This window comes from Alkaliphilus sp. B6464 (assembly GCF_018141165.1).
Classification (GTDB): domain Bacteria; phylum Bacillota; class Clostridia; order Peptostreptococcales; family Natronincolaceae; genus Alkaliphilus_B.
On record NZ_CP058557.1, the window covers coordinates 1,092,989 to 1,116,954 of the forward strand.

18 protein-coding genes, 1 tRNA gene, 3 rRNA genes and 1 riboswitch are annotated in these 23,966 nt (G+C 35.4%); of the genes, 19 read left to right on the forward strand and 3 right to left on the reverse strand.

All coding sequences use genetic code 11. The annotated features are described in order from the left end of the window. Positions 1-5 precede the first annotated feature (5 nt). The 9 genes from gyrA to HYG84_RS05310 all read left to right on the forward strand — a co-directional run bounded on the left by gyrA (position 6) and on the right by HYG84_RS05310 (position 9,851). Positions 6-2,450: a DNA gyrase subunit A gene (gene gyrA, locus HYG84_RS05270; protein ID WP_212381076.1), complete on the forward strand. Its 2,445-nt coding sequence runs from the start codon at positions 6-8 to the stop codon at positions 2,448-2,450. Between the two features lie 221 nt (positions 2,451-2,671). Continuing rightward, the gene (locus HYG84_RS05275; RefSeq protein ID WP_212381077.1) at positions 2,672-2,989 is read left to right on the forward strand and encodes an STAS domain-containing protein; all 318 of its coding nucleotides are present in this window, start codon (positions 2,672-2,674) and stop codon (positions 2,987-2,989) included. A 6-nt stretch (positions 2,990-2,995) separates the two neighbouring features. Continuing rightward, positions 2,996-3,424, forward strand: a complete 429-nt coding sequence (locus HYG84_RS05280) for an ATP-binding protein (protein ID WP_212381078.1) — start codon at positions 2,996-2,998, stop codon at positions 3,422-3,424. After that, complete coding sequence (locus tag HYG84_RS05285; RefSeq protein ID WP_249168743.1) at positions 3,424-4,230, forward strand: SigB/SigF/SigG family RNA polymerase sigma factor; 807 nt, start codon at positions 3,424-3,426, stop codon at positions 4,228-4,230. The genes HYG84_RS05280 and HYG84_RS05285 overlap by 1 nt, the downstream gene beginning before the upstream one ends. A 278-nt stretch (positions 4,231-4,508) precedes the next feature. Beyond that, positions 4,509-6,037 (forward strand): 16S ribosomal RNA (locus HYG84_RS05290). 61 nt (positions 6,038-6,098) lie between these two features. Next, positions 6,099-6,174, forward strand: a tRNA-Ala gene (locus HYG84_RS05295). 151 nt (positions 6,175-6,325) lie between these two features. Further along, positions 6,326-9,262, forward strand: a 23S ribosomal RNA gene (locus HYG84_RS05300). Between the two features lie 41 nt (positions 9,263-9,303). Then, a 5S ribosomal RNA gene (rrf, locus tag HYG84_RS05305) occupies positions 9,304-9,420 on the forward strand. Together the 16S, 23S and 5S rRNA genes with 1 tRNA gene alongside form the textbook arrangement of a ribosomal RNA operon. 257 nt (positions 9,421-9,677) lie before the next feature. After that, positions 9,678-9,851 (forward strand): hypothetical protein, encoded by a 174-nt coding sequence (locus tag HYG84_RS05310; RefSeq protein WP_212381079.1) that lies wholly within the window; start codon positions 9,678-9,680, stop codon positions 9,849-9,851. A 254-nt stretch (positions 9,852-10,105) separates the two neighbouring features. On the opposite strand, the gene HYG84_RS05315 is transcribed toward HYG84_RS05310, so the two are convergent. Both HYG84_RS05315 and HYG84_RS05320 read right to left on the reverse strand, forming a co-directional pair. Next, the gene (locus tag HYG84_RS05315) at positions 10,106-10,741 is read right to left on the reverse strand and encodes a GNAT family N-acetyltransferase (RefSeq protein ID WP_212381080.1); all 636 of its coding nucleotides are present in this window, start codon (positions 10,739-10,741) and stop codon (positions 10,106-10,108) included. A 137-nt stretch (positions 10,742-10,878) separates the two neighbouring features. Further along, positions 10,879-11,012, reverse strand: a riboswitch (cyclic di-AMP (ydaO/yuaA leader). Positions 11,013-11,117: 105 nt separating this feature from the next. Then, positions 11,118-11,693, reverse strand: a complete 576-nt coding sequence (locus tag HYG84_RS05320; protein WP_212381081.1) for a uracil-DNA glycosylase — start codon at positions 11,691-11,693, stop codon at positions 11,118-11,120. A 176-nt stretch (positions 11,694-11,869) separates the two neighbouring features. Between HYG84_RS05320 and HYG84_RS05325 the strand changes: the two genes are divergently transcribed. The 10 genes from HYG84_RS05325 to HYG84_RS05370 all read left to right on the forward strand — a co-directional run bounded on the left by HYG84_RS05325 (position 11,870) and on the right by HYG84_RS05370 (position 22,012). Beyond that, a complete protein-coding gene (locus tag HYG84_RS05325) occupies positions 11,870-12,076 on the forward strand; it encodes a hypothetical protein (protein ID WP_212381082.1) in 207 nt (68 codons plus the stop codon). 167 nt (positions 12,077-12,243) lie between these two features. Beyond that, a complete protein-coding gene (locus HYG84_RS05330) occupies positions 12,244-12,720 on the forward strand; it encodes a QueT transporter family protein (RefSeq protein ID WP_212381083.1) in 477 nt (158 codons plus the stop codon). 111 nt (positions 12,721-12,831) lie between these two features. Next, positions 12,832-14,697 carry a sigma 54-interacting transcriptional regulator gene (locus tag HYG84_RS05335; RefSeq protein ID WP_212381084.1) on the forward strand — a complete coding sequence of 622 codons (1,866 nt, stop codon included), beginning with the start codon at positions 12,832-12,834 and terminating at the stop codon, positions 14,695-14,697. Between the two features lie 234 nt (positions 14,698-14,931). Then, positions 14,932-15,843, forward strand: a complete 912-nt coding sequence (locus HYG84_RS05340; RefSeq protein WP_212381085.1) for a bifunctional enoyl-CoA hydratase/phosphate acetyltransferase — start codon at positions 14,932-14,934, stop codon at positions 15,841-15,843. 34 nt (positions 15,844-15,877) lie between these two features. Next, a complete protein-coding gene (gene iorA, locus HYG84_RS05345; protein WP_212381086.1) occupies positions 15,878-17,662 on the forward strand; it encodes an indolepyruvate ferredoxin oxidoreductase subunit alpha in 1,785 nt (594 codons plus the stop codon). Between the two features lies 1 nt (position 17,663). Continuing rightward, positions 17,664-18,236, forward strand: a complete 573-nt coding sequence (locus tag HYG84_RS05350) for an indolepyruvate oxidoreductase subunit beta (protein WP_212381087.1) — start codon at positions 17,664-17,666, stop codon at positions 18,234-18,236. A gap of 15 nt (positions 18,237-18,251) precedes the next feature. Continuing rightward, positions 18,252-19,322: a butyrate kinase gene (gene buk, locus HYG84_RS05355; RefSeq protein WP_212381088.1), complete on the forward strand. Its 1,071-nt coding sequence runs from the start codon at positions 18,252-18,254 to the stop codon at positions 19,320-19,322. Positions 19,323-19,338: 16 nt separating this feature from the next. Continuing rightward, positions 19,339-20,814, forward strand: a complete 1,476-nt coding sequence (locus HYG84_RS05360) for an SLC13 family permease (protein ID WP_212381089.1) — start codon at positions 19,339-19,341, stop codon at positions 20,812-20,814. A 56-nt stretch (positions 20,815-20,870) separates the two neighbouring features. Beyond that, a complete protein-coding gene (locus HYG84_RS05365) occupies positions 20,871-21,593 on the forward strand; it encodes a YczE/YyaS/YitT family protein (RefSeq protein ID WP_212381090.1) in 723 nt (240 codons plus the stop codon). A gap of 86 nt (positions 21,594-21,679) precedes the next feature. Next, positions 21,680-22,012 (forward strand): DUF2680 domain-containing protein, encoded by a 333-nt coding sequence (locus tag HYG84_RS05370; RefSeq protein ID WP_212381091.1) that lies wholly within the window; start codon positions 21,680-21,682, stop codon positions 22,010-22,012. Between the two features lie 103 nt (positions 22,013-22,115). Here HYG84_RS05370 and HYG84_RS05375 read toward each other — a convergent pair whose 3' ends face one another. Beyond that, positions 22,116-23,804 (reverse strand): methyl-accepting chemotaxis protein, encoded by a 1,689-nt coding sequence (locus HYG84_RS05375; RefSeq protein ID WP_212381092.1) that lies wholly within the window; start codon positions 23,802-23,804, stop codon positions 22,116-22,118. Between the last annotated feature and the right edge of the window lie 162 nt (positions 23,805-23,966).

Below are 23,966 nucleotides of genomic sequence, written 5' to 3' on the forward strand. Positions count from 1 at the left end.
AAAAAATGTTAGTGGAAAAAAGTAATATAATCCCTATAAATATAGAAAAAGAAATGAAAAAATCATATATAGACTACTCTATGAGCGTTATTGTAGGGAGAGCTCTTCCAGATGTTAGAGATGGACTTAAACCTGTTCATAGAAGAATATTATATTCTATGATCGAATTAGGTTTGACTCCTGATAAACCACATAGAAAATCAGCACGTATTGTTGGGGATGTTTTAGGTAAGTATCACCCACATGGTGATAGTGCTGTATATGATGCAATGGTGCGTTTAGCCCAAGATTTCTCAATGAGATATTTATTAGTAGATGGTCATGGTAACTTTGGTTCTGTTGATGGTGATGGCGCAGCTGCTATGCGTTATACAGAAGCAAGACTATCTAAAATTGCTCTAGAAATGATTAGGGATATTAATAAAGAAACTGTAGATTATAGACCGAACTTTGATGAGTCTTTAAAAGAACCTTCTGTAATGCCAAGTAAGTTTCCAAATTTACTTGTTAACGGATCAAGTGGTATTGCAGTTGGTATGGCAACTAATATTCCACCTCATAACTTAGGAGAAGTAATAGATGGTGTTGTTACTTTAATTGATAACTCTGAGGCTGAAGTGGAAGATATTATGGAGCACATAAAAGGGCCGGATTTTCCAACGGGTGCCACTATTATGGGGACAGAAGGAATTAAAGAGGCATATACAACAGGTAGAGGTAGAGTTAAGGTAAGAGCTAAGGCAAGCATAGAGGAGTTTAATAAGGGAAGACAACAAATTATTGTTACAGAAATCCCATATCAAGTAAATAAGGCTAGATTAATCGAAAAAATAGCAGAATTAGTAAGAGACAAAAAAATAGAAGGCATTTCTGATCTAAGAGACGAAAGTGATAGAAATGGAATGCGTATAGTAATAGAACTTAAAAGAGATGCTAATGCCAATGTTGTGCTTAATAAATTATATAAACATACTCAACTGGAAGATACTTTTGGTATTATAATGCTTGCAATAGTTGATGGTGAGCCTAAGGTATTAAATTTAAAAGAAGTGCTGACACATTATTTAAATCATCAAAAAGATATCATTGTTAGGAGAACAAAATTTGATTTAAATAAAGCAGAAGATAGAGCACATATATTAGAAGGTTTAAAAATAGCTATAGATAATTTAGATGAAGTCATTAAACTTATTAGAGGTTCAGAGAATACTCAAATAGCAAAAAATGGTTTAATGGAGAGATTTACTCTATCAGAAAAACAAGCACAAGCAATTTTAGATATGAGATTGCAAAAACTTACTGGTTTAGAAATAGAGAAGGTTGAGGAAGAATATGAAGAACTATTAAAACTTATTAATCATTACAAAGAAATATTAGCAAATGAAAGATTAGTTCTTAATATTATTAAAGATGAGCTATTAGAAATTAAAGAAAAATATTCAGATAAAAGAAGAACAGAAATAACAAGAGCAATAGGAGAAATAAACATACAAGATATGATAGATGAGGAAGATGTGGTTATTACTCTAACTCACTTTGGATATATTAAAAGACTTCCTGCAGATACTTACAAAAGTCAAAAACGTGGTGGCAAAGGAGTAGCTGGACTAACTACAAGAGAAGAAGATTTTGTTGAAAATCTAATTATTTCTTCATCACATGACTATTTGTTGTTCTTCACTAACTTTGGTAGAGTATATAAGCTAAATGTTTATGAAGTTCCAGAGGCAAGAAGACAAGCTAAAGGAACGGCAATAGTTAATCTAATACCACTTAGCCCTAATGAAAAAATTGCAGCTACGATTCCTGTAGGTAGAGAATGGGATTCTAAGTATCTTGTATTAGCTACTAAAAATGGTATTATTAAAAAGACTCAGTTAAGTCAATTTGAAAATACCAGAAAGAGTGGTCTAATAGCTATTAGTATTAGAGAAGATGATGAGTTAATAAAAGTTAAGCTAACAGATGAAGGTCAAGATGTAATTTTAGTTACATCAAAGGGAATGTCTATTCGCTTCAAAGAAAGTGATGTAAGAGATATGGGTAGAAGTGCTATGGGTGTAAAAGGAATTAATTTATCACCAAAGGACCATGTTGTTTCTATGGAGATTGCAGAAGAACAAATGGATCTACTAGTAGTTAGTGAGAAAGGCTTTGGAAAAAGAACAGATTTAAGTGAATATCGTCTACAAACTAGAGGTGGAAAGGGAATTAAAACCTATAATGTAACTAATAAAACAGGAGCATTAGTTGGAGCGAAAATTGTAACTAATGAGGATGAAGTCTTATTAATAAACAATGATGGAACAGTTATAAGGCTAAATGTAAACAATATATCAAAATTAGGTAGAAATACTAGAGGGGTTACTCTTATGAGAACTGAAGAGGATCAATCTATTGTTACTATAGCAGTAATGCCTGGCCATGAAGAAGAGGAAGAAGAGGAATAAGTAGAGAAATAGCAAAGGTAAAATATAACCTTTGCTATTTTTATTAGTGCAAATTATATGGGTATAGTTTAAATTTTTAAAATTTGATATAATAAAAAGAGGATTAATTATAGATTTGTTTAACAATAACTAGATGTAATATATAAGGTTAACTTATGATGTAAGGAATATATTTAAAGAATTAGTATGATTAGTACAAAGGATAAAGGAGGATGAATTCTATGTCATTACAAATTAAAAAGGACTTTAATAATGAAAATAATTATTGGCTCGTTGAACTGGTGGGAGAGGTAGATGTATATACAGCGGGACAATTGAAGGAAGTTTTCATGGGAATTATTGAAGAAAAGAAGGAAGATATCAAAATAGATGCTGAAAAACTAGAATATATTGATAGTACAGGATTAGGTATACTTATTGGAGCACTTAAAAGATTAAAACAAGAAGATAAAAATATTGTTATTTCAAATATAAGGCCTAATATAAAAAAGCTATTAAATATTACTGGACTAGACAAAATTTTTATTGTTGAGGGGTGAAGATAAATGGATCAAATACAAATGGATGAGATAAAGCTATCTGTTCCCAGTAAACCTGAGTATGTGGGAGTTATAAGATTAACTTTAGCTGCTATTGCTAGTCGTATTGGATTTGATATTGAAAAGATTGAAGATATGAAGGTTGCTGTTGCTGAAGCATGTACAAATGCAATTATTCATGGATGCCACTGTAAACAAGGCAGTAATTTTAATATTGATTTTGTTTCAACAGGAGAAAAACTAACTATTTCTGTCTATGATGATGGAGAAGGTTGTCAATTAGACAATATAGAAGAACCAGATCTTAGTAAACCTAAAGAAGGAGGGTTAGGTATATTTATTATAAAATCTCTTATGGATGATGTAGAGATTGAATCGGAAAAGGGCAAAGGTATGATGATAAAAATGATAAAGTACTTGGGGGATGATGCTTGATGATAAACACAGCAAAATCTACGGATACTGGTGTTACTCTAAATATAAGTAAGACCCATAAGACTTTAACGGAAAAAGAGCTTTTTAAAGAATATGCCCTGACAAAAAACATTGAAATTAGAAATGAATTAATTAATAGACATTTATATATTGCAGAAATCCTATCTAAGAAATTTTTAAATAAAGGTATAGACTATGAAGATATTTATCAAGTAGCTTCATTAGGATTAATTTATGCGATTGAAAGATTTGATATAACAAAGGGTTTTGAGTTTTCGAGTTTTGCTACACCTACAATTATTGGGGAAATTAAAAAATACTTTAGGGATAAAGGATGGTCTATTAGAGTTCCTCGAAGAATACAAGAATTATCTAAAAAAATAAATGTAAGTAAAACTACGCTCCAACAAACATTACAAAGAACACCTACTGTAAAGGATATAGCTGACTACTTAAGTTGTACAGAGGAAGAAATAATTGAGGCAATGGAGGCTAGTCAAGTATATACCCCTAAGTCTTTAGATTTAACATATGATAATGATGGGGATGATAAAGACGTTCAGTTATTAGATCTTATTGGAGAATTTGATAAAAGCTTTGATAGTATCGAAAATAAGGATTTTTTAAATAAAGCAATAGAAAAGCTAAATGAAGTTGAAAAGAAAGTGCTGAAGGATAGGTTCTTTAACAATAAGACTCAGATGAAAGTAGCAGAGGAATTACAAGTTTCGCAGATGACTGTTTCTAGAATGGAAAAACGTATTATTGAGAAGTTTAGAAAAGAACTAGATAAGAGTATGGACTAAAAGAGTAGATCCCATCTACTCTTTTAGTATTTTATAAAAACAGAGTTGACACAAAAGAATAATAGTGATATAGTATTAAAAGTGCTCCTGACATACAGTTTTAAAAATAAATTTTAAAATAAAAACAGTTGACATAATATTTTAAGTGTGATATATTAGATAAGTCGCCGCAACAAGGTGATTGAGCATAAGTCTTTAAAGAGGTCTTTGAAAACTAAACAGTATAGATTAAGCCAGCAAATAATAAATCCATCTTTAAAAGATGGTACCCAGAAATTTTATTTAAGAGTTTGATCCTGGCTCAGGATGAACGCTGGCGGCGTGCCTAACACATGCAAGTCGAGCGGAGTTATTTTCAGGAAGCCTTCGGGTGGAATGATTTTAATTTAGCGGCGGACGGGTGAGTAACGCGTGGGCAACCTACCCTGTACAGGGGAATAACAATGGGAAACCATTGCTAATACCCCATAATACCTTTTAGGGGCATCCCTAAAAGGTCAAAGAATTTCGGTATAGGATGGGCCCGCGTCTGATTAGCTAGTTGGTGAGGTAATGGCTCACCAAGGCGACGATCAGTAGCCGGCCTGAGAGGGTGAACGGCCACACTGGAACTGAGACACGGTCCAGACTCCTACGGGAGGCAGCAGTGGGGAATATTGCACAATGGGGGAAACCCTGATGCAGCAACGCCGCGTGAGCGATGAAGGCTTTCGAGTCGTAAAGCTCTGTCCTAAGGGAAGATAATGACGGTACCTTAGGAGGAAGCCCCGGCTAACTACGTGCCAGCAGCCGCGGTAATACGTAGGGGGCAAGCGTTATCCGGAATCATTGGGCGTAAAGGGTGCGTAGGCGGCCCTATGGGTCAGAGGTTAAAGGCTACGGCTCAACCGTAGTAAGCCTTTGAAACTGTAGGGCTTGAGTGCAGGAGAGGAGAGTGGAATTCCTAGTGTAGCGGTGAAATGCGTAGATATTAGGAGGAACACCAGTGGCGAAGGCGACTCTCTGGACTGCAACTGACGCTGAGGCACGAAAGCGTGGGTAGCGAACAGGATTAGATACCCTGGTAGTCCACGCCGTAAACGATGAGTGCTAGGTGTTGGGGGTCAAACCTCGGTGCCGCAGTTAACGCATTAAGCACTCCGCCTGGGGAGTACGTTCGCAAGAATGAAACTCAAAGGAATTGACGGGGACCCGCACAAGCAGCGGAGCATGTGGTTTAATTCGAAGCAACGCGAAGAACCTTACCTGGACTTGACATCCCTCGGACAGCTTTTTAATCGAAGCCTTCCCTTCGGGGACTGAGGTGACAGGTGGTGCATGGTTGTCGTCAGCTCGTGTCGTGAGATGTTGGGTTAAGTCCCGCAACGAGCGCAACCCTTGTCTTTAGTTGCCAGCAGTTCGGCTGGGCACTCTAGAGAGACTGCCGGGGATAACTCGGAGGAAGGTGGGGATGACGTCAAATCATCATGCCCCTTATGTTCAGGGCTACACACGTGCTACAATGGCCGATACAACGGGCAGCCAAGGAGTAATCCGGAGCGAATCCTACAAAATCGGTCCCAGTTCGGATTGTGGGCTGAAACTCGCCCACATGAAGTCGGAGTTGCTAGTAATCGCGGATCAGAATGTCGCGGTGAATGCGTTCCCGGGTCTTGTACACACCGCCCGTCACACCACGGGAGTCGGAAGCACCCGAAGCCAGCTATCCAACCTTTATTGGAGGAAGCTGTCGAAGGTGAAGCCAATGACTGGGGTGAAGTCGTAACAAGGTAGCCGTATCGGAAGGTGCGGCTGGATCACCTCCTTTCTAAGGAGAATTGGCAATCTATACTGTCTAGTTTTGAGGGACCTTTTGTCTTTCAATACATGGGGGCGTAGCTCAGTTGGGAGAGCACCTGCCTTGCAAGCAGGGGGTCAGGAGTTCGACTCTCCTCGTCTCCACCATAGAATACCAATTTAAAGGTTGACATAAAACATTTTATTTGGTATTATATTATTCCGTCTTAAAGACGGTTAAATAGTTCCTTGAAAACTACACAATGTTAGAAATAGTAAAGCAATCATCAATGCGAAAGCATTAGATGAATATTAGCATGGTCAAGCTAATAAGGGCAGAAGGCGGATGCCTTGGCACCAGGAGTCGATGAAGGACGTGGTAAGCTGCGATAAGCCTCGGGGAGATGCAAGCAATCTTTGATCCGGGGATTTCCGAATGGGGAAACCTACTTAGGTTAATACCTAAGTATCTATTACTCAATCAATAGGTAATAGAAGACATACCAGGGGAACTGAAACATCTAAGTACCCTGAGGAAGAGAAAGAAAAATCGATTCCCTAAGTAGCGGCGAGCGAAAGGGGATAAGCCCAAACCGATAGGGTTTTCTCTATCGGGGTTGCGGACCGGTCATATATGATGACTCATCGTAATAGAAGAGGTTTGGAAAGACTCACCATAGAAGGTAATAGTCCTGTACATGAAACGATGATATTCTAGACCGTGATCCAGAGTACCACGAGGCACGTGAAACCTTGTGGGAAGCAGGGGGGACCACCCCCCAAGGCTAAATACTACCTGGTGACCGATAGCGCATAGTACCGTGAGGGAAAGGTGAAAAGAACCCCGGAAGGGGAGTGAAATAGAACCTGAAACCTTCTGCTTACAAACTGTGGGAGCACTTTTTATGTGTGACCGCGTACTTTTTGTAGAACGGGCCAACGAGTTACGGTATGGAGCAAGGTTAAGCACCTATGGTGCGAAGCCGTAGGGAAACCGAGTCTTAATAGGGCGTCTAGTTTCATGCCGTAGACCCGAAACCGGGCGACCTACCCATGGTCAGGATGAAGCGGAAGTAAAATTTCGTGGAGGTCCGAACCGATTGACGTTGAAAAGTCACCGGATGAACTGTGGGTAGCGGTGAAATTCCAATCGAGCCCGGAGATAGCTGGTTCTCGCCGAAATAGCTTTAGGGCTAGCCTCGAGGTTAAGAGATACGGAGGTAGAGCACTGAATGGTCTAGGGGCCTTCACCGGTTACCAAAACCTATCAAACTCCGAATGCCGTTATCTTTTACTCGGGAGTCAGACTGCGAGTGATAAGATCCGTAGTCAAGAGGGAAAGAGCCCAGACCATCAGCTAAGGTCCCAAAGTATACGTTAAGTGGAAAAGGATGTGGAGTTGCATAGACAACCAGGATGTTGGCTTAGAAGCAGCCATTCATTCAAAGAGTGCGTAATAGCTCACTGGTCGAGTGATTCTGCGCCGAAAATGTCCGGGGCTCAAACGTATCACCGAAGCTATGGATCCGTAAGGATGGTAGGCGAGCGTTCTATATAGGTTGAAGCTGTACCGGAAGGAGCAGTGGACTGTATAGAAGTGAGAATGTTGGCATGAGTAACGAGAGGCAGGTGAGAATCCTGCCCGTCGAAAACCTAAGGTTTCCTGAGGAAGGCTCGTCCGCTCAGGGTTAGTCGGGACCTAAGCCCAGGCCGAAAGGCGTAGGCGATGGACAACAGGTTGAAATTCCTGTACCACCTAAAATCGTTTGAGAGATGGAGTGACACAGTAGGATAGGCTCAGCGCACCGTTGGTTGTGTGCGTCTAAGCTGGTAGGGAGTTAGAAGAGGCAAATCCCTTTTAACATTAATCCTGAGAAGTGATGGGGAGCGAAATTTAAGTAGCGAACTGGCTGATTCCACACTGTCGAGAAAAGCTTCTATCGAGATTTCTAGGTGCCCGTACCGCAAACCGACACAGGTAGGTGAGGAGAGAATCCTAAGACGATCGGGAGAACTATTGTTAAGGAACTCGGCAAAATGACCCCGTAACTTCGGGATAAGGGGAGCCGGTTTTGGTTAAAGATTTACTCTGTAAGCCTCAACCGGCCGCAGAGAATAGGCCCAAGCGACTGTTTACCATAAACATAGGTCTCTGCTAAGTCGAAAGACGACGTATAGGGGCTGACGCCTGCCCGGTGCTGGAAGGTTAAGGGGAATTGTTAGCATCTGCGAAGCAATGAACTTAAGCCCCAGTAAACGGCGGCCGTAACTATAACGGTCCTAAGGTAGCGAAATTCCTTGTCGGGTAAGTTCCGACCCGCACGAAAGGCGTAACGATTTGGGCGCTGTCTCAACAATAGACCCGGTGAAATTGTAATACCAGTGAAGATGCTGGTTACCCGCGACAGGACGGAAAGACCCCGTGGAGCTTTACTGCAACTTGACATTGGATTTCGGTGCTACATGTACAGCATAGGTGGGAGACTTAGAAGCTGGGACGCCAGTCTCAGTGGAGTCATCGTTGGGATACCACTCTTGTAGTACTGAAGTTCTAACCATAGACTGTGAATCCAGTCTTGGGACACTGTCAGGTGGGCAGTTTGACTGGGGCGGTCGCCTCCCAAAAAGTAACGGAGGCGCCCAAAGGTTCCCTCAGCACGGTCGGAAATCGTGCGTAGAGTGTAAAGGCAAAAGGGAGCTTGATTGCGAGACATACAGGTCGAGCAAGGACGAAAGTCGGGCTTAGTGATCCGGTGGTTCCGAGTGGAAGGGCCATCGCTCAACGGATAAAAGCTACCCCGGGGATAACAGGCTTATCTCCCCCAAGAGTCCACATCGACGGGGAGGTTTGGCACCTCGATGTCGGCTCATCACATCCTGGGGCTGTAGTAGGTCCCAAGGGTTGGGCTGTTCGCCCATTAAAGTGGTACGCGAGCTGGGTTCAGAACGTCGTGAGACAGTTCGGTCCCTATCCGTCGCGGGCGCAGGAAATTTGAGAGGAGCTGTCCTTAGTACGAGAGGACCGGGATGGACGCACCTCTGGTGTACCAGTTGTTCTGCCAAGAGCATCGCTGGGTAGCTAAGTGCGGAAGGGATAAGTGCTGAAGGCATCTAAGCACGAAGCCCCCCTCAAGATAAGATTTCCCACTCCGTAAGGAGGTAAGACCCCAAGAAGACTACTTGGTTGATAGGCCTAGGGTGTAAGTGCAGCAATGTACTTAGCTGATAGGTACTAATAGGTCGAGGGCTTGACCAATATATTCTAACATTGTATAGTTTTGAGGGAATTCCTCATAACGTCGTGGCAATAGCGAAGGGGTCACACCTGTTCCCATACCGAACACAGTAGTTAAGCCCTTCAGCGCTGATGGTACTTGGCGGGAAGCTGCCTGGGAGAGTAGGTCGCTGCGATATATTTAAAAACACAGTTACATAAATTGTAGCTGTGTTTTTTATTGTCTAAAAATATATAGGTTCTTTAATTATTTTGACCAATACTTAAGCTGGGATAAGAGTAAGCTCATAGCAATAAGGTAAATTTTATAAGATAAAAGTAATATAATTAAGAAGGATTTTTTAAAAATAAGTAGAAATTATATTAATAAAGAAGATAAATATTATCAATTTATATACTTAATTTGGAGTTTAATATTTTCAAAGGAAGTGGAATTTTGGATAAAAATAATGTAATTAATTTAAATGAGTATAGAGATATGAAAATAAAAGAAAAGCAAAATAATATAAACAAAATAAATAACCTAAAAAAAGTAGATGAAGATGATCGTAGAAATACTTTTAATTTATTTATGCGTGTATTAGCAACTATGAGGAAAGAATCCTACTAAAAATAGACTATTGCTTTCATAACACTTCATATGTCACTTAAAATTTCTAACTTTCATTATAAATTTCAAGTGCTCAAAATAGTATTAGTCTTTTAATTTTGTATAGGACTCTAATAATCAGAGAAGAATATTCTTTTCTAGATTAGCAAAAAAGCAGCTTAGCTGCTTTTTATCATATTAAAGAGATAGAAATTTAGTAATATTTTCTGTAATATTTAAACTATGATATAGACAAGTGAAATAACATGAAAATTTTAGTATATAGATTTATGATATATAAGAGTTGTAAAAACTTGATCTAGATAATCTTCATAGCGCATTCCAGCTAAGGTATAGTTTTGCTTTATTCTAAAAGATAGAGACGCAAAATTTGGAGTAGGACTAATAATTGTTTCTGCAAAAATATCATATATCCCTTTAGTTTTTATATCAAATATTAGTTTTTTATATAGCTCACTTCCTATGCCTTTGCCAGTTAGATGAGATAAAATAGCAGTTTTGTCTACTAAAATGAAATCATTAGCATTCTTAATGTTAAAATCAGGCTTCCAATAAACTTCTTCTATCCACCCTTCATTATATTTCAGCCATTGTTCCTTCGTATAGGCGATTAGGAAACCGACAACCTTGTTATAACTTTCAGCTACATAAAAATGATCTAATTCAAAAATATTTTCAAGTAACTTTGTTTGATAGTATTTAGGATTAGAAGAATAATCATCAATTAAAAAACCCTGATTTGCTTCTTTCTTGTTGTTTCCAACAGAACATGCAACTTGATATATACTTTGTAAGTCTTTAGGGGTCGCTTTTCTTACTCGTATACGATCCTTTCCAGTAAGTAGCTCCTTTTCTAAAACGCTAAGATTTTTTAGTTTTAATTGATCCATAAAAATACCTCCCTTTATTAGAATTAATAGGTGAATAATAATACAGAAAAGAATAAGGTCAGAATAGTAATTAAATAAAAGGAGAGAAAAGTAAAAAGGCTATAAGAAACTATAGCCTTGGTAAATACCTTGCTTGTAGTCTCCCCTTTCTACGCTTACGAGGTTAGCTGACGGATTCGGATCGAAGGAGTTGACCCTACTCACAAAAGTGAGATTCACCCCAAAAAGTGGTTCCCCCGCTTCTTTATAAAGAATTCAGCGTCATTACTGTATATATATTTATTTATATCAACAAGTATATATACATAAAACTAAATGTACAGAATAATCTGTTTAATATATTTTATTACACATGGAAGTAAAAATCAACCTATAATTATAAAAAAGCATCTATATTTATTATTTCCTTTAATTTACTTAAATCATCTAAGTATGTTTCTTTTAAATTTTGGTTATATATTATTGACGCTGGGTGATATAGAGGAAATATCAAAAAGGTGCCCTTTTCTAATATTTGGCCATGTACAGCACCTATCGTTAATTTGTTATTTGCCATAACTGATTTTAGAGGAGTATTACCTAGGGTTACAATAATTTTAGGAGATATAATATTAATTTCTTCCTTTAAAATATTTGAAAAAAGGCGTACCTCTTCTTGAGTTGGAGGACGGTTAATTTTTCGACCAGTCTTTTCATTAGTTTTATGGGGTCTAAATTTTACAACATTAGTAATAAAAAGATCTTCTCGCTTAATTTGAAGTATTTCTAAAAACTCATTGAGATTTTTTCCTGCTTGTCCTACAAAGGGTTCCTTAAGTTCTATTTCTTTTGCACCAGGGGCTTCACCTACTAATAAAATTTTAGCATCCACATTTCCAGAGCCTGTTATATAATCATCTTGTGTTAAAGTAGCAATTTGTTTATAGAGACCATTTAATTTTTCTAATTTCATATTATACCTCCAAAATATTAATGATTATTATAGTTTTTTTATTTTTAAGAAACATTGCTTAGATCATTATGTATAAAGTACCATACATTAGCCAAATCTAATAAGAGTCATATTAAGAGTATTTTAACCTATTTTTCCTTTTTTAAAATAAAATATAATTGAAAGGATATGATTTTATGGGTGGTGAGTTTAATTACCCTATTATAGATAACTTTAGGATGCTATACGATGAAGGGTATAGATGTATCAACTATGAAATTGATAAAAAAGATGATCAATTTACAGTATACCTAAAAAACTTTGAAAAAGAGAATACAAAGACATTAAAATGTAATCCTAAAGATGGTATGGTACTAAAAAATTATATTGATAGAATGTCATAAACTCTGCAAAGATTTATGGAGGAGCCCTAGTTTAAAATTGACAACACATAACATAACATGTTATCATTGATAGGTTGTTTAATAGACTTTGTTATTTGGAACATTAAGCAACATGTCAGTTCGAAACCATCCTGACAATAAATAAAACTAGGGAGGAAAAATAACAAATGAATAAAACAAAATTTTTGACACAGGCCTCTATGATTGCAGCAATTTATGTTGTCTTAGTTGAGGTTTTTAAACCCTTCAGCTATGGAATTATGCAGGTGCGAATTGCTGAAGTATTAACGATTATGCCTTATTTTACGCCAGCGGCAGTACCTGGATTAACGGTTGGGGTTATAATTTCTAATATTATTGGACCCTATGGAGTTTTGGATATTGTTGTAGGTAGTTTAGCAACATTAATTGCTGCATATTTTACTTACAAAATGCGTAAAAAGATATTAGCACCTTTACCACCTATTGTAGTTAATGCTATTATTATAGGACTTATGCTGTATTATATCTTTTTAGGTTCTCCAGATGAAACTCCATTACTGGCTATTATGGGATGGGTAGCTTTAGGACAAACTATTGTCTGTTATGGTTTAGGTTATCCTCTTATGTTAATTTTAGATAAGTACAAAAAGAATATTTTTTAGATTATTATACAATCTGAATAAGACCGAAAAATAAAGGGTAGAAGAAGTAATACGCATTACTTCTTCTACCCTTTAAGGTATAAAATTATTTTTAAATAAGGAATGATATGTATGGATAAAAAAATAGGAATAATAGCGTCTGATGAAGAATTAAAAAATAGAATTATAGAATTATTTAAAAATGAAGTTGAAAACAGAGAAATAATCATAGATATTTTAAATTTGGATAGTATAGATGAGCAAGGTAGAGCATTGGAAAATAGAGGAGTTAAGGCTATTGTTGCTAGAAGTGGAGGATATCGTCATACTGTTGGTACTGTTAGTGTTCCAGTTATACATTTAAAAGTAACCACGCCGGATATTCTACAGGCAATAACAATAGCAAAAAAATATAATAAGGATATAGTATTAGTTATATCTGATTTAGACTACTTTGATTATGGTGCATGGAAGGATTTAATTAATGCAAATATCATTCTTGAAAGATTTCATTCAAAAAATGAGATTTATGGCAGAGTATATAAATATTTAGAAAAAAAAGATGATGTTGTAATAGTTGGTGGAGGTATTCCTTGTTCTCTTGCACGAAACTGGGACATGGATAATGTTTTTATAAATGCTAGTAAAGAATCAATTTATGAAGCTATAAACTATGCTAAAAATATGATAGAGAATCTATATGAACAGAAATATAATAATGAGGTTCTTAAAATAATATTAGATGGAGTCCATGATGCAGTTATTGCTGTAAATTATGAAGGAAAAATTAGGTTATATAATGAAAGGGCTAAGGAGTTATTAAAGAAGGATAGACAAGATGTTATTAATAAAGAATTACTTGATGTTTTTCCGGAGCTTGATTTTATTATGGATGTTCTTGAAAGTAAGATGGATAAAAATAATGAGATTAGGTCTTTGAAGAATATTACCATTACTGCAAACACTTCAATATTTAGGGTGGATGAAAATATTGAGGGAGTTTTATGTTCATTTCAAGATATTAGTAAGCTTCAAAGCTTAGAGAAAAAAATACGACATGAACTAAATAAGAAGGGACACGTTGCTAAATATATATTTGAGGATGTTGTTGCATTTGACCCCATAATGAAAGATGTAGTAGAAAAGGCAAAAAGAATAGGCGAAAGTGATAATACAGTTATGATATATGGCGAAAGTGGCACTGGAAAGGAAATAATAGCACAAAGTATACATAATATAAGTAAAAGAAAAAAAGAAGCTTTCGTAGCGATCAATTGTGCAGCTATTTCAGAAAATCTTTTAGAAAGTGAACTTTTTGGATATGAAGAAGGGGCTTTTACTGGCGCCATAAAAGGAGGAAAGCCAGGACTATTTGAACTAGCTCATGGAGGCACTATATTTTTAGATGAAATAAATAGTGTATCTCCAAATCTGCAAGGTAAACTTTTAAGGGTTCTAGAGGAAAGAGAAACAATGAGAATAGGATCAGACTATGTAATCCCTTTGGATATAAGGATTGTTGCTGCCACAAATGAAGAGTTGAAGACAATGGTAGAAGAGGGAAGATTTAGAAGGGACTTGTTTTATAGATTAAATATTTTAGAATTACATATTCCTCCCCTTCGTGAAAGAAAAAAAGATATAATTCCGCTATTTAAGCATTACCTAAAAGAGTTATCTAATGAAAAAGAGCTTGATAAAATAAGTAAAGATGTTGAAGAGAAATTACTAAACTATCAATGGCCTGGGAATGCAAGAGAATTAAGAAATATTGTTCAGAGATATGTAATTTTTAAAGAAATAGATTTAGATAAAAGAGAAATAATAGATAATAATACTGAAGATGTTCATAAGATTATTGATTTAAAGGAAATTAATAGGTATGTAGAAGAAAAGGTGATAGATATGCTTTCTAGTCAAGGAATGACTAAGACAGAAATAGCAAAAATGCTAGGTATAAGTAGGACAGCCCTATGGAAGAAGATTAAATCACAATAATAATTATTGAATATGTTAACGAAAGATAACGGGATGTTAATCTAAGGTAACGGTTTTGTAATTTACAGAATAATATTTATTATGAAAATTCGTAGAAATACAGGTCTAAGGCCTGTGTTTTTTTTTTTGCATGAATTTTGCTCTATATTATTTAGTGCTTCAAAAATTTAACGTATTATATATCTAATAAGTTAATATAGTATTTTTAAAATATGAAAATAAAGGAGGAGAGACATGATATTTAAAAGTTTTAAAGATTTAATAGAAAAGGTTCAAAATTCAAAAGTAAAAAAGAGAGTTGTAGTAGTTGTAGCCCAAGATGAACATACGTTAGAAGCGGTATTTCGTGCTAAAAAAGATAATATTGTAGATCCAATCCTTATAGGTGACAAAATAAAAATAAAAGAAGTACTTGATAACCTTAAAGAGAGCTTAGATGAATCTTCTATTATTGATGTTAAAGAGGATTCAGAGGCAGCGATAAAGGCAGTAGAGTTTATTAATGAAAATAAAGCCGACTTTATTATGAAGGGAAAAATTCAAACTGCTGATTTATTAAAGGCTGTAGTTGATAAGGAAAAAGGTCTTAGAACTGGTAATGTAATGTCTCATATTGCCATTCATGAAATACCGACTTACCATAAACTTTTGGCAGTTACAGATGGTGGAATGATGATGTATCCAGATGTAGATACAAAAAAGCAAATCATAGAAAATGCTGTTAGCACATTTATAGATATGGGCTATGAAGAACCTAAAGTTGCAGTTTTAGCTGCTGTGGAAAATGAAAATCCCAAAATGCCGGAAACTGTGGATGCTAGTAAGCTAAAGAAAATGAACATTGAGGGAGAAATCAAAAACTGTATTGTAGAAGGACCTATATCCTATGACTTAACAATGAGCAAAGAATCTGCAGAGATAAAAGGCTTTAATAGCCCTGTTACTGGAGATGCTGATATTTTAATTGTTCCAAACATAACTGCAGGAAATATTTTAGGAAAATCTCTTGTATATTCAGCTGGAGCTAAAATGGCAGGTTTTATTGTAGGAGCAAAGGTTCCTATAGTTTTAACATCAAGGGGAGCTAGTTCTGAAGAAAAATATTTATCCCTTGTGTTATCTGCATCGGCAGTTAAGTCGTTATAAATATTATTAATTTAAAATAATAAGGAGTGAAAATATGAAAAAATTATTAACAGGAAACGAAGCTATTGCTCGTGGCGCATATGAGGCTGGGGTAAGATATGCTTCTGCATACCCTGGAACACCGAGTACTGAAATACTTGAAAATATTGCAACATATAAAGAGGATATTTTAGCGGAGTGGGCGACAAATGAAAAGGTTGCTTTAGAGGCTGCTATTGGTGCATCTATTGCCGGTGCTAGATCACTAGCAGCTATGAAACATGTAGGGGTTAACGTTGCAGCAGATCCACTGTTTACATTCTCATATACAGGAGTTAATGGGGGTATGGTTTTAATTACAGCTGACGAACCAGGTCAACATTCATCTCAAAATGAGCAAGATAATCGTAACTATGCGAAATTTGCTAAGATTCCAATGCTTGAACCAACTGACAGTCAAGAATCTAAAGATATGATACAGGCTGCATTTCAAATAAGTGAAGTTTATGATACCCCTGTTTTAATAAGAATGACAACAAGAGTATGTCATTCAAAAGGAATAGTAGAATGTAGCGAAAGACAAGATGCCCCTATAAAAGAATATGTGAAAGATATAAATAAGTATATGACTGTACCAGCTTTTGCAAGAAAAATGAGGGTAAAAGTTGAAGAAAGAATGCATAAGCTATTAGAATTCTCTAATAAGACAGAATTAAACTATATTGAATGGAATGATACTAAGGTTGGAATAATCGCTTCAGGTGCTGCATTTACATTTGCAAAGGAAGTGTTTGGAGATTCAGCATCCTATTTAAAATTAGGATTTACGAACCCACTTCCAACTGAGAAGATAAAGGAATTTGCAAGCAAGGTTGATAAAATATATGTCATTGAGGAAAATGACCCATATATTGAAGATCAGGTTAGAATTTTAGGCTTCGATTGCTTTGGAAAAAATCTTTTCCCACCATATGGGGAGATGACTCCAGATGTTATAAGAAAAGCTATATTTGGAAAGACCAATGAAACTATAGATTATAATGAAGAAAAGGTTGTTTCAAGACCACCAACACTATGTGCAGGATGTCCTCATAGAGGATTTTTCCATCAATTAGGAAAGAGAAAGAATGTTGTAGTTGCTGGTGATATTGGATGTTATACACTAGGATTTGCAGATCCATACAATGCTATGGACTTTAACATATGTATGGGTGCCGGTGCAAGTACAGGACATGGAGCGCAACAAATATTCAACATGAATAAGGACAATAACAAGAGGGTTGTATCAGTAATGGGCGACTCAACATTCTTCCATACAGGGATAAATGCTCTTATAGATGTAGCCTACAATAGAAGTAATACTGTTACAGTAATATTAGATAACAGAATTACTGGAATGACAGGACATCAAGAGAATCCAGGAACCGGATATACGATACAAGGGATGGAAACACCAGAATTGGATATTGAAAAGCTTGTAAGGGCATGTAATATTGAAAATATTGTAAGCATAGATCCAAATGATCTTACTGCAGTTAAAAATGCCTTCGATTGGGCTTTAAGCCTCAATGAACCTTCTGTTATTATTACAAGATGGCCTTGTGTATTAAAGAAATTATCTGCTCAAGATAAGGAAGAATTTAGTGGCGCATTCCAAAGTAAATATGAGATTAATCATGATAAATGTATAGGCTGTAGAGCTTGCGTAAGAACAGGCTGTCCTGCTATATCCTTTGACAATAAGGCTAAGAAATCAACTATTAGTTTTGACCAATGTGTAGGTTGTAGCGTGTGTTCTCAGGTTTGTCCTGTAAAAGCTATAGGAAAGGTGGAAGCATAATATGGTAAAAAGCATTCTTTTAGTAGGAGTAGGGGGACAAGGAACAATTCTTGCAAGTAAGTTATTAACAACTGGTCTTATGGAGGCTGGATATGATGTAAAAATGAGCGAGATCCATGGAATGTCCCAACGTGGAGGCTCTGTATCTTCTCAAGTTAGATATGGGGAAAAAGTAGAATCTCCTGTAATTGAGTTAGGTGGGGCTGATATATTGGTATCTTTTGAGAAAATGGAAGCAATGAGATGGCTTGAATATTTAAAAATCGATGGGAAAGTTATCCTTAATAATTATGAGATCGGTTCAATATCTATTCTTTCTGGAAAAGTTGATTATCCAGAAGGTATAGTTGAAGAAATTTCAAGTAAAGTAGATACTATAGTTGTAGATGCAGCTACACATGCTAAAGATATGGGAAATTCTAAGGTTATGAATATTATTTTATTAGGTGCTACTGTGAAGTCAATGAAGCTAGAGGGTATAGATTGGGAAAAAATAATAAGAGAAAATGTAAAAAAACAATTTATTGATATTAATATAGAAGCCTTTAAGCATGGTATGAGCTTAGTAGGATAAGAGTGGAGGTAAAAAATGTCACATAAAATACTTGCAATCAATCCTGGTTCTACGTCAACTAAGATCGCTTTATATTCTGGAGAATCGATGGTTTTTACAAAAACCATCGATCACTCACCAGAGGAATTAAATAAGTTTAATAATATAGCTGATCAGTTTGATTATAGAAAAAATATGATCCTTGAAGTTCTCAAAAAAGGAGGCTGTGAATTAACAGAATTATCTGCTGTAGTTGGGAGAGGAGGTATTCTTCCTCCAGTTGAATCGGGAGCCTATAGAATTAATAAAGATATGGTAGACAGACTTAAAAATAATCCAGTTGTTGAACATGCCTCAAACTTAGGTGCATTAATAGCCAATGCTATTGCAGAGACCCTTGAAATCCCTGGATTTATCTATGATTCTGTTTCAGTGGATCAGCTAGAACCTGTAGCCCGTGTATCTGGTATGGCTGGAATAGAAAGAAGCAGCACCTTCCACGCCCTTAATTCTAGAGCAATGGCAATTAAAGTAGCTGAAAGATTAGGTAAAAAATATGAGGATTTAAATTTTATTGTTGCTCATCTTGGAGGAGGTATTTCTCTAAGTGCCCATAAAAAAGGTAAAGCTGTAGATATTATAGCCGATGATGAAGGACCATTCTCTCCTGAAAGAGCTGGAAGAGTGCCTTGTAAGAAACTGATAGATGTCTGTTACTCTGGGGATTATGATAAAAGAACTATGCATAGAAATCTTAGAGGTAATGGAGGTGTAAACTCCTACTTTGGTACTAATGATATGAGGGTTCTTGAAAGAATAGTTAAAGATGGAAACGAAGAGGCTGTTTTAATATATGAAGCTATGGCATATCAAATTGCAAAGGGAATTGGTGAATTATCTGCTGTACTTTGTGGAGATGTGGATGCTATTATTATTACTGGTGGGATTGCTCATTCAAACGATTTTGTATCCCTTATAGAAAAAAGAATTTCATTTATTGCTCCTGTGGAAGTTATGCCAGGGGAAAACGAAATGGAAGGATTAGCATTAGGTGCACTAAGGGTTCTTGAAAATAAGGAAATAGCTAAAGAATATATCGACAGATAATATAGGAGGATAAATTATGTCAACGTCTGTAAAAGACCAGTCAATAAATATTGAAAAAAGTAAATTAATAAAGATTATTTTTTCATTTGCTGTGATGTTGGTATTTGTATTAATGCCACCAATTGCTCCGATTACACCAATGGGAATGGATGTTTTAGGAGTTTTTATTGGTACAGTATTATTATTATCTTTAGTAGATACGGTATGGCCTAGTTTATTATGTATTCCACTGTTTGCTTTAACAGGAGTTATGAGTTTAAATGATGCAATTATAGGTTCTTTAGGTTCGTGGGTTACTATGTTTGTAATTGCTAGTTTTATTCTTACCTATGCCCTTAACTCAACAGGATTTACAGCAAGACTTACTGCCTGGTTTATGAGCAGAAAGTTTGTTAATAGGAGTCCATGGACTTTTACTATATCATTAATATCTCTTGGTTTAATTGTTGGGCTATTCCTAGACCCTGTTCCTGTTACGGCCTTTTTTATGGATTTTTCAAATAAGATATTTAAAGAACTTGGATATAAGAAAACCGATAGGTATCCCCATATGGTTACTATGGCGTTGGCATTTTCAATAAATATTGCTGGCGGTATGACACCTATATCCCATCCACTTGCAATATTAGGTATGGGAATATATGAAAATGCTGTAGGTCAACCTATTAGCTTACTTACCTATATGATGTACGGTGTACCAACAGGATTACTCATTTTTGCAGGATTACTTCTTGTGCTTAGAATATTTTTTAAACCAGATATGAGCAAGTTTGAAAATTTTGATGTTAAAAATGTACTTGACGAAATAAAACCGATGGATATTAAAGAAAAAATAACTGTAGGAGCCTTTTTCACAGTAGTTTTATTATGGGTATTACCAGGAATTCTTACAATAGTTGCTCCAGGAACAGCATTGGGAGCATTTTTAAGTAAGATGGGAGCAACTTTCCCTGCAATTATTGCAGTAGTGCTGCTAGCCATTCTTGAAGTTGATAATGAGCCTGTTCTTAACCTTAAGAAGGCATTTACAGAAGGAATGTCTTGGGGGGTAATATTTCTAGTAGGAGCTGCGGTTCTTCTTGGTGGAGCAGTTACAAAAGAAACAGTTGGATTGACTGATTTTATTGTGCAAAATATAGTACCTGTTACAGAAAGTTTACCACCTGTTTTAATAGTGCTCTTGATAGTTGGTCTCACAAGTATTATGACTAATTTCTCATCAAATGTTACAACTGTAGTTCTTATGACAGGGGTTGGAGTATCTATTGCCCTTGGTACAGATAATCTTAGTGTTTTTGCTATAGCTCTTTCAACAACATTAACAGGGGCACTTGCTTATATGGTTCCAGCTTCCTTTGCTTCAATTGCCGTATTGTATGGAGAAGAATACAGTGATGGTAATACAATATTTAAGTATGGCGCAATTACTGTTGTAATTACTACGTTGATTGTATCCTTTATAGGTTATCCATTAGCATTGTTGTTACAATAAAGAAAACTTGATTAGGTGGAGTTTAAACTTCACCTAAATCTTTTATGGAGGTATATATGAAAAAGCTAAGGATTAATAATTTATTTATATTTTTGCTAGGGCTTTCCTGCTTAAGTCTTGGCGTTGTATTAGTTATTAAATCAAATTTAGGAGTGTCCGTGGCAACATCTGTACCCTACGTTATAAGCTTATATTTTACAAAGATAACCTTTGGTCAATGGAATTATATTGTTCATGGATTCGTATTACTTCTCTTAGTTATTATTATTAGAAGGCTCACGATAAAATATTTAATGTCGTTTATAGTAGCTTTTTTATTTGGTATAGCTATAGATTTATTTAATTTAATTTTAGTATCTGTTACATCTAATACATTTGTTGAAAGAATAGGACTATTTATTTTTGGTTCCATAGTTATTTCTATAGGGGTTGCTGCATTTATAAAGAGCAACTATCCAATTTTGCCCTTCGATACCTTTGTAAAGGAAATATGTTTGGCAAAAAATATAGAAATTGCAAAATTTAAAACAGGTTTTGATTTAGTTTGCTTTACAGTTTCTCTAACGTGTAGCATAATCTTCTTTGGAAAAATTAAGGGACTTCATATAGGAACATTGGTATCAGCTGTTATTTTAGGAAGTATGATAGGTGCATGTTTAAAAATTATGAATAAATATATAGAAGGAAAGTCTATTTTTCCAGAAGAAAAAACTAAGTTGGTATTAGATTTCGACCTTTTAAACTTTAGAAAGTCTAAAGGTTTAAAGAAATATAATTAAAATAATGAGTTTTTCTTCATAAAATCTTCACATTCTTAACCTAATATATAACTATAATAAAACATACTATATAGGAGGTTATTAAAATGAAGAAATTTACAATCTTATCTATTATCGCAGTTCTAGTTTTATCAATGGGAGCTGTAGCTTTTGCAGATAGTGCAAAAGAGGCACCACAATGGTATAAAGACATGATTGAGTGGAGAAAAGAACAAGTAAATGAAGCTGTTACAAACGGAGAAATTACTGAAGAAGATGCTAAGTATTGGAACGAGGAAATTGATCGTATGGAAGAATATCATAATGAATATGGATATGGTCAAGGAATGATGGGACACTATAGAAGTGAAAATAATAGAGGATCAGGAAGAAATAATTTTATGGGAGGTTTTGGCCCAGGATCCTGCCATAGATGGTAAAGTTAAAAAATAAATGGAATAAAAAAAGGAATTTGAGAGTCTTTGAATCTCGAATTCCTTTTTATTTTCTAACCAGAGATCAATGATAAGCATCGGATTAATTTTAATATTTAAAAATAGCAATAGAACTTTGAAGTTGTTGTGCCATGGCTGATAAATAAGATGCAGAATTGGCAACTTCTTCAATGGTAGCGGCCTGTTCCTCAGAGCCTGTTGCAATTTCCTCTGTGGAGGATGCAATGTTCTGAGAAATAGAAGAAATATTTTTAAATCCATTAACAACTTCTTCAATATTTTGTGATACTATATCTGTCAGATGGGTTGCATCTTGGGCCTTCATTGCTACACTATTTATTTCTGTTACAATTACACTAAAGTTTTTACTAGCTATATCAACTGCAACAGCTCCAGTATTAACTTCGTCTACATTGTTGGTAATCGATCTTACAGTTCCCTCAATTCTATTTTGTATATCTGCAATAAGCAAACTTATTTTATTAGCGAAGTCGCCAGATTGCTCCGCCAGTTTACGTACTTCTTCCGCTACTACAGCAAAACCACTACCTGCTTCTCCGGCTCTAGCAGCTTCTATAGCTGCATTTAGTGCTAGAAGATTAGTTTGATCCGCAATGGCACTAATGGCATCTACTATTTTTTCAATTTCCTTAGAACTTTCGTTTAATTGTTGAATAGAATTAGAAGCTTCTTCTGTAGATGTTTTAATATTGTTCATTTTCTCAACTGCTTCTTTGACACTTTGTATACCATCTTCAGCGGTTCTTAGAGTTGTTTTAGATGATTCATTAATAATATGTATATTATTAGATACTTCATGTATATTACTTGCTATATCGGTTACTTTTTCCGTAGAATCATTTACTATAATAGACTGGTCATCAGATACTCTAGCAATTTCTGTAATACTACTAGTTACCTCTTCAGAAGTAGCGGATATTTCTTGGCAAGAGGCGGAAAGCTGTTGACTGTTAGCCGCTACTTGTTCAGAAGCTTCAGAGGTTTGATGGATAATATTACGTAGGTTAAGCACCATCTGGTTATATGCCTTAGCTAATATATGAATTTCATCCTTTGTATTTACAGAAATATCCTGCGTTAAATCTCCATTAGATACTGTCTCGCATATAGATATTAATTTTTTTATAGGATTTACGATGCTTTTTGTAACTACAACCCCTATAGTAATGCTTAGAATAGCTATAAGCGCAATAATACCTATTGTTAACATCATAATAATATTTATTGAACTGCTAATTGAAGCTTCTATTATTTCAATATCATCATTCTTAAGTGTAATAAGGTCATCTGAGGCTATTCTTAGCTCCATAGCCTTTGGATAAGATTGTTTCAGCATAACTTCAATTGCCTGTGCGGTTTCACCAGAACGATGTAGAGAAAAAATTGAATCAGCTAATTCATCGTACTCTTTGTTTAGTACATTCATTTTAGTAGACAGATCAATAGTTTCTTCTGTATAGGATAATTCAATGATTTTTTCAGCTAGTTCTGTGGCAACTGTTTGATAACCTTGAAAGGTATCAAGATAAGTTGGGTCACTGGTAAGAAGATAACCTCTTAAGGATGAAATTTTCTCCAAAGCGGCAATCTCCAAGTCCTTAGCTGTATTAATTCCAACAAAGCTTAACTGCGTCATATGATTCATCTGTTTATGAATATTAGAAAAACTAATAAAAGAAAAGGTGCCTAGACCAATTAATAGTAGAATAATTAATAGGAAACCTCCCATAATCTTGTTTCTTATGCTTTTTTTCATAAGTGTCCTCCCCTTAAGTATAGGCTAAATTGGCTTTAACATATAATGCAAGACTGTTTTTTCACAAAAAACCACTAACTAAAACCCTCCAAATAAAGTATATAATAAAAAGAGAAAAAACTCTATAATATTTAAAATATTAGGAAAAAAGTACTGTTATAA

What these genes read in the sequence shown, in the direction of transcription:
- gyrA (WP_212381076.1), top strand. Translation starts at nt 6, where the DNA reads ATGTTAGTGGAAAAAAGTAATATAATCCCTATAAATATAGAAAAAGAA.
- HYG84_RS05275 (WP_212381077.1), top strand. Translation starts at nt 2,672, where the DNA reads ATGTCATTACAAATTAAAAAGGACTTTAATAATGAAAATAATTATTGG.
- HYG84_RS05280 (WP_212381078.1), top strand. Translation starts at nt 2,996, where the DNA reads ATGGATCAAATACAAATGGATGAGATAAAGCTATCTGTTCCCAGTAAA.
- HYG84_RS05285 (WP_249168743.1), top strand. Translation starts at nt 3,424, where the DNA reads ATGATAAACACAGCAAAATCTACGGATACTGGTGTTACTCTAAATATA.
- HYG84_RS05315 (WP_212381080.1), bottom strand. Translation starts at nt 10,741, where the DNA reads ATGGATCAATTAAAACTAAAAAATCTTAGCGTTTTAGAAAAGGAGCTA.
- HYG84_RS05320 (WP_212381081.1), bottom strand. Translation starts at nt 11,693, where the DNA reads ATGAAATTAGAAAAATTAAATGGTCTCTATAAACAAATTGCTACTTTA.
- HYG84_RS05325 (WP_212381082.1), top strand. Translation starts at nt 11,870, where the DNA reads ATGGGTGGTGAGTTTAATTACCCTATTATAGATAACTTTAGGATGCTA.
- HYG84_RS05330 (WP_212381083.1), top strand. Translation starts at nt 12,244, where the DNA reads ATGAATAAAACAAAATTTTTGACACAGGCCTCTATGATTGCAGCAATT.
- HYG84_RS05335 (WP_212381084.1), top strand. Translation starts at nt 12,832, where the DNA reads ATGGATAAAAAAATAGGAATAATAGCGTCTGATGAAGAATTAAAAAAT.
- HYG84_RS05340 (WP_212381085.1), top strand. Translation starts at nt 14,932, where the DNA reads ATGATATTTAAAAGTTTTAAAGATTTAATAGAAAAGGTTCAAAATTCA.
- iorA (WP_212381086.1), top strand. Translation starts at nt 15,878, where the DNA reads ATGAAAAAATTATTAACAGGAAACGAAGCTATTGCTCGTGGCGCATAT.
- HYG84_RS05350 (WP_212381087.1), top strand. Translation starts at nt 17,664, where the DNA reads ATGGTAAAAAGCATTCTTTTAGTAGGAGTAGGGGGACAAGGAACAATT.
- buk (WP_212381088.1), top strand. Translation starts at nt 18,252, where the DNA reads ATGTCACATAAAATACTTGCAATCAATCCTGGTTCTACGTCAACTAAG.
- HYG84_RS05360 (WP_212381089.1), top strand. Translation starts at nt 19,339, where the DNA reads ATGTCAACGTCTGTAAAAGACCAGTCAATAAATATTGAAAAAAGTAAA.
- HYG84_RS05365 (WP_212381090.1), top strand. Translation starts at nt 20,871, where the DNA reads ATGAAAAAGCTAAGGATTAATAATTTATTTATATTTTTGCTAGGGCTT.
- HYG84_RS05370 (WP_212381091.1), top strand. Translation starts at nt 21,680, where the DNA reads ATGAAGAAATTTACAATCTTATCTATTATCGCAGTTCTAGTTTTATCA.
- HYG84_RS05375 (WP_212381092.1), bottom strand. Translation starts at nt 23,804, where the DNA reads ATGAAAAAAAGCATAAGAAACAAGATTATGGGAGGTTTCCTATTAATT.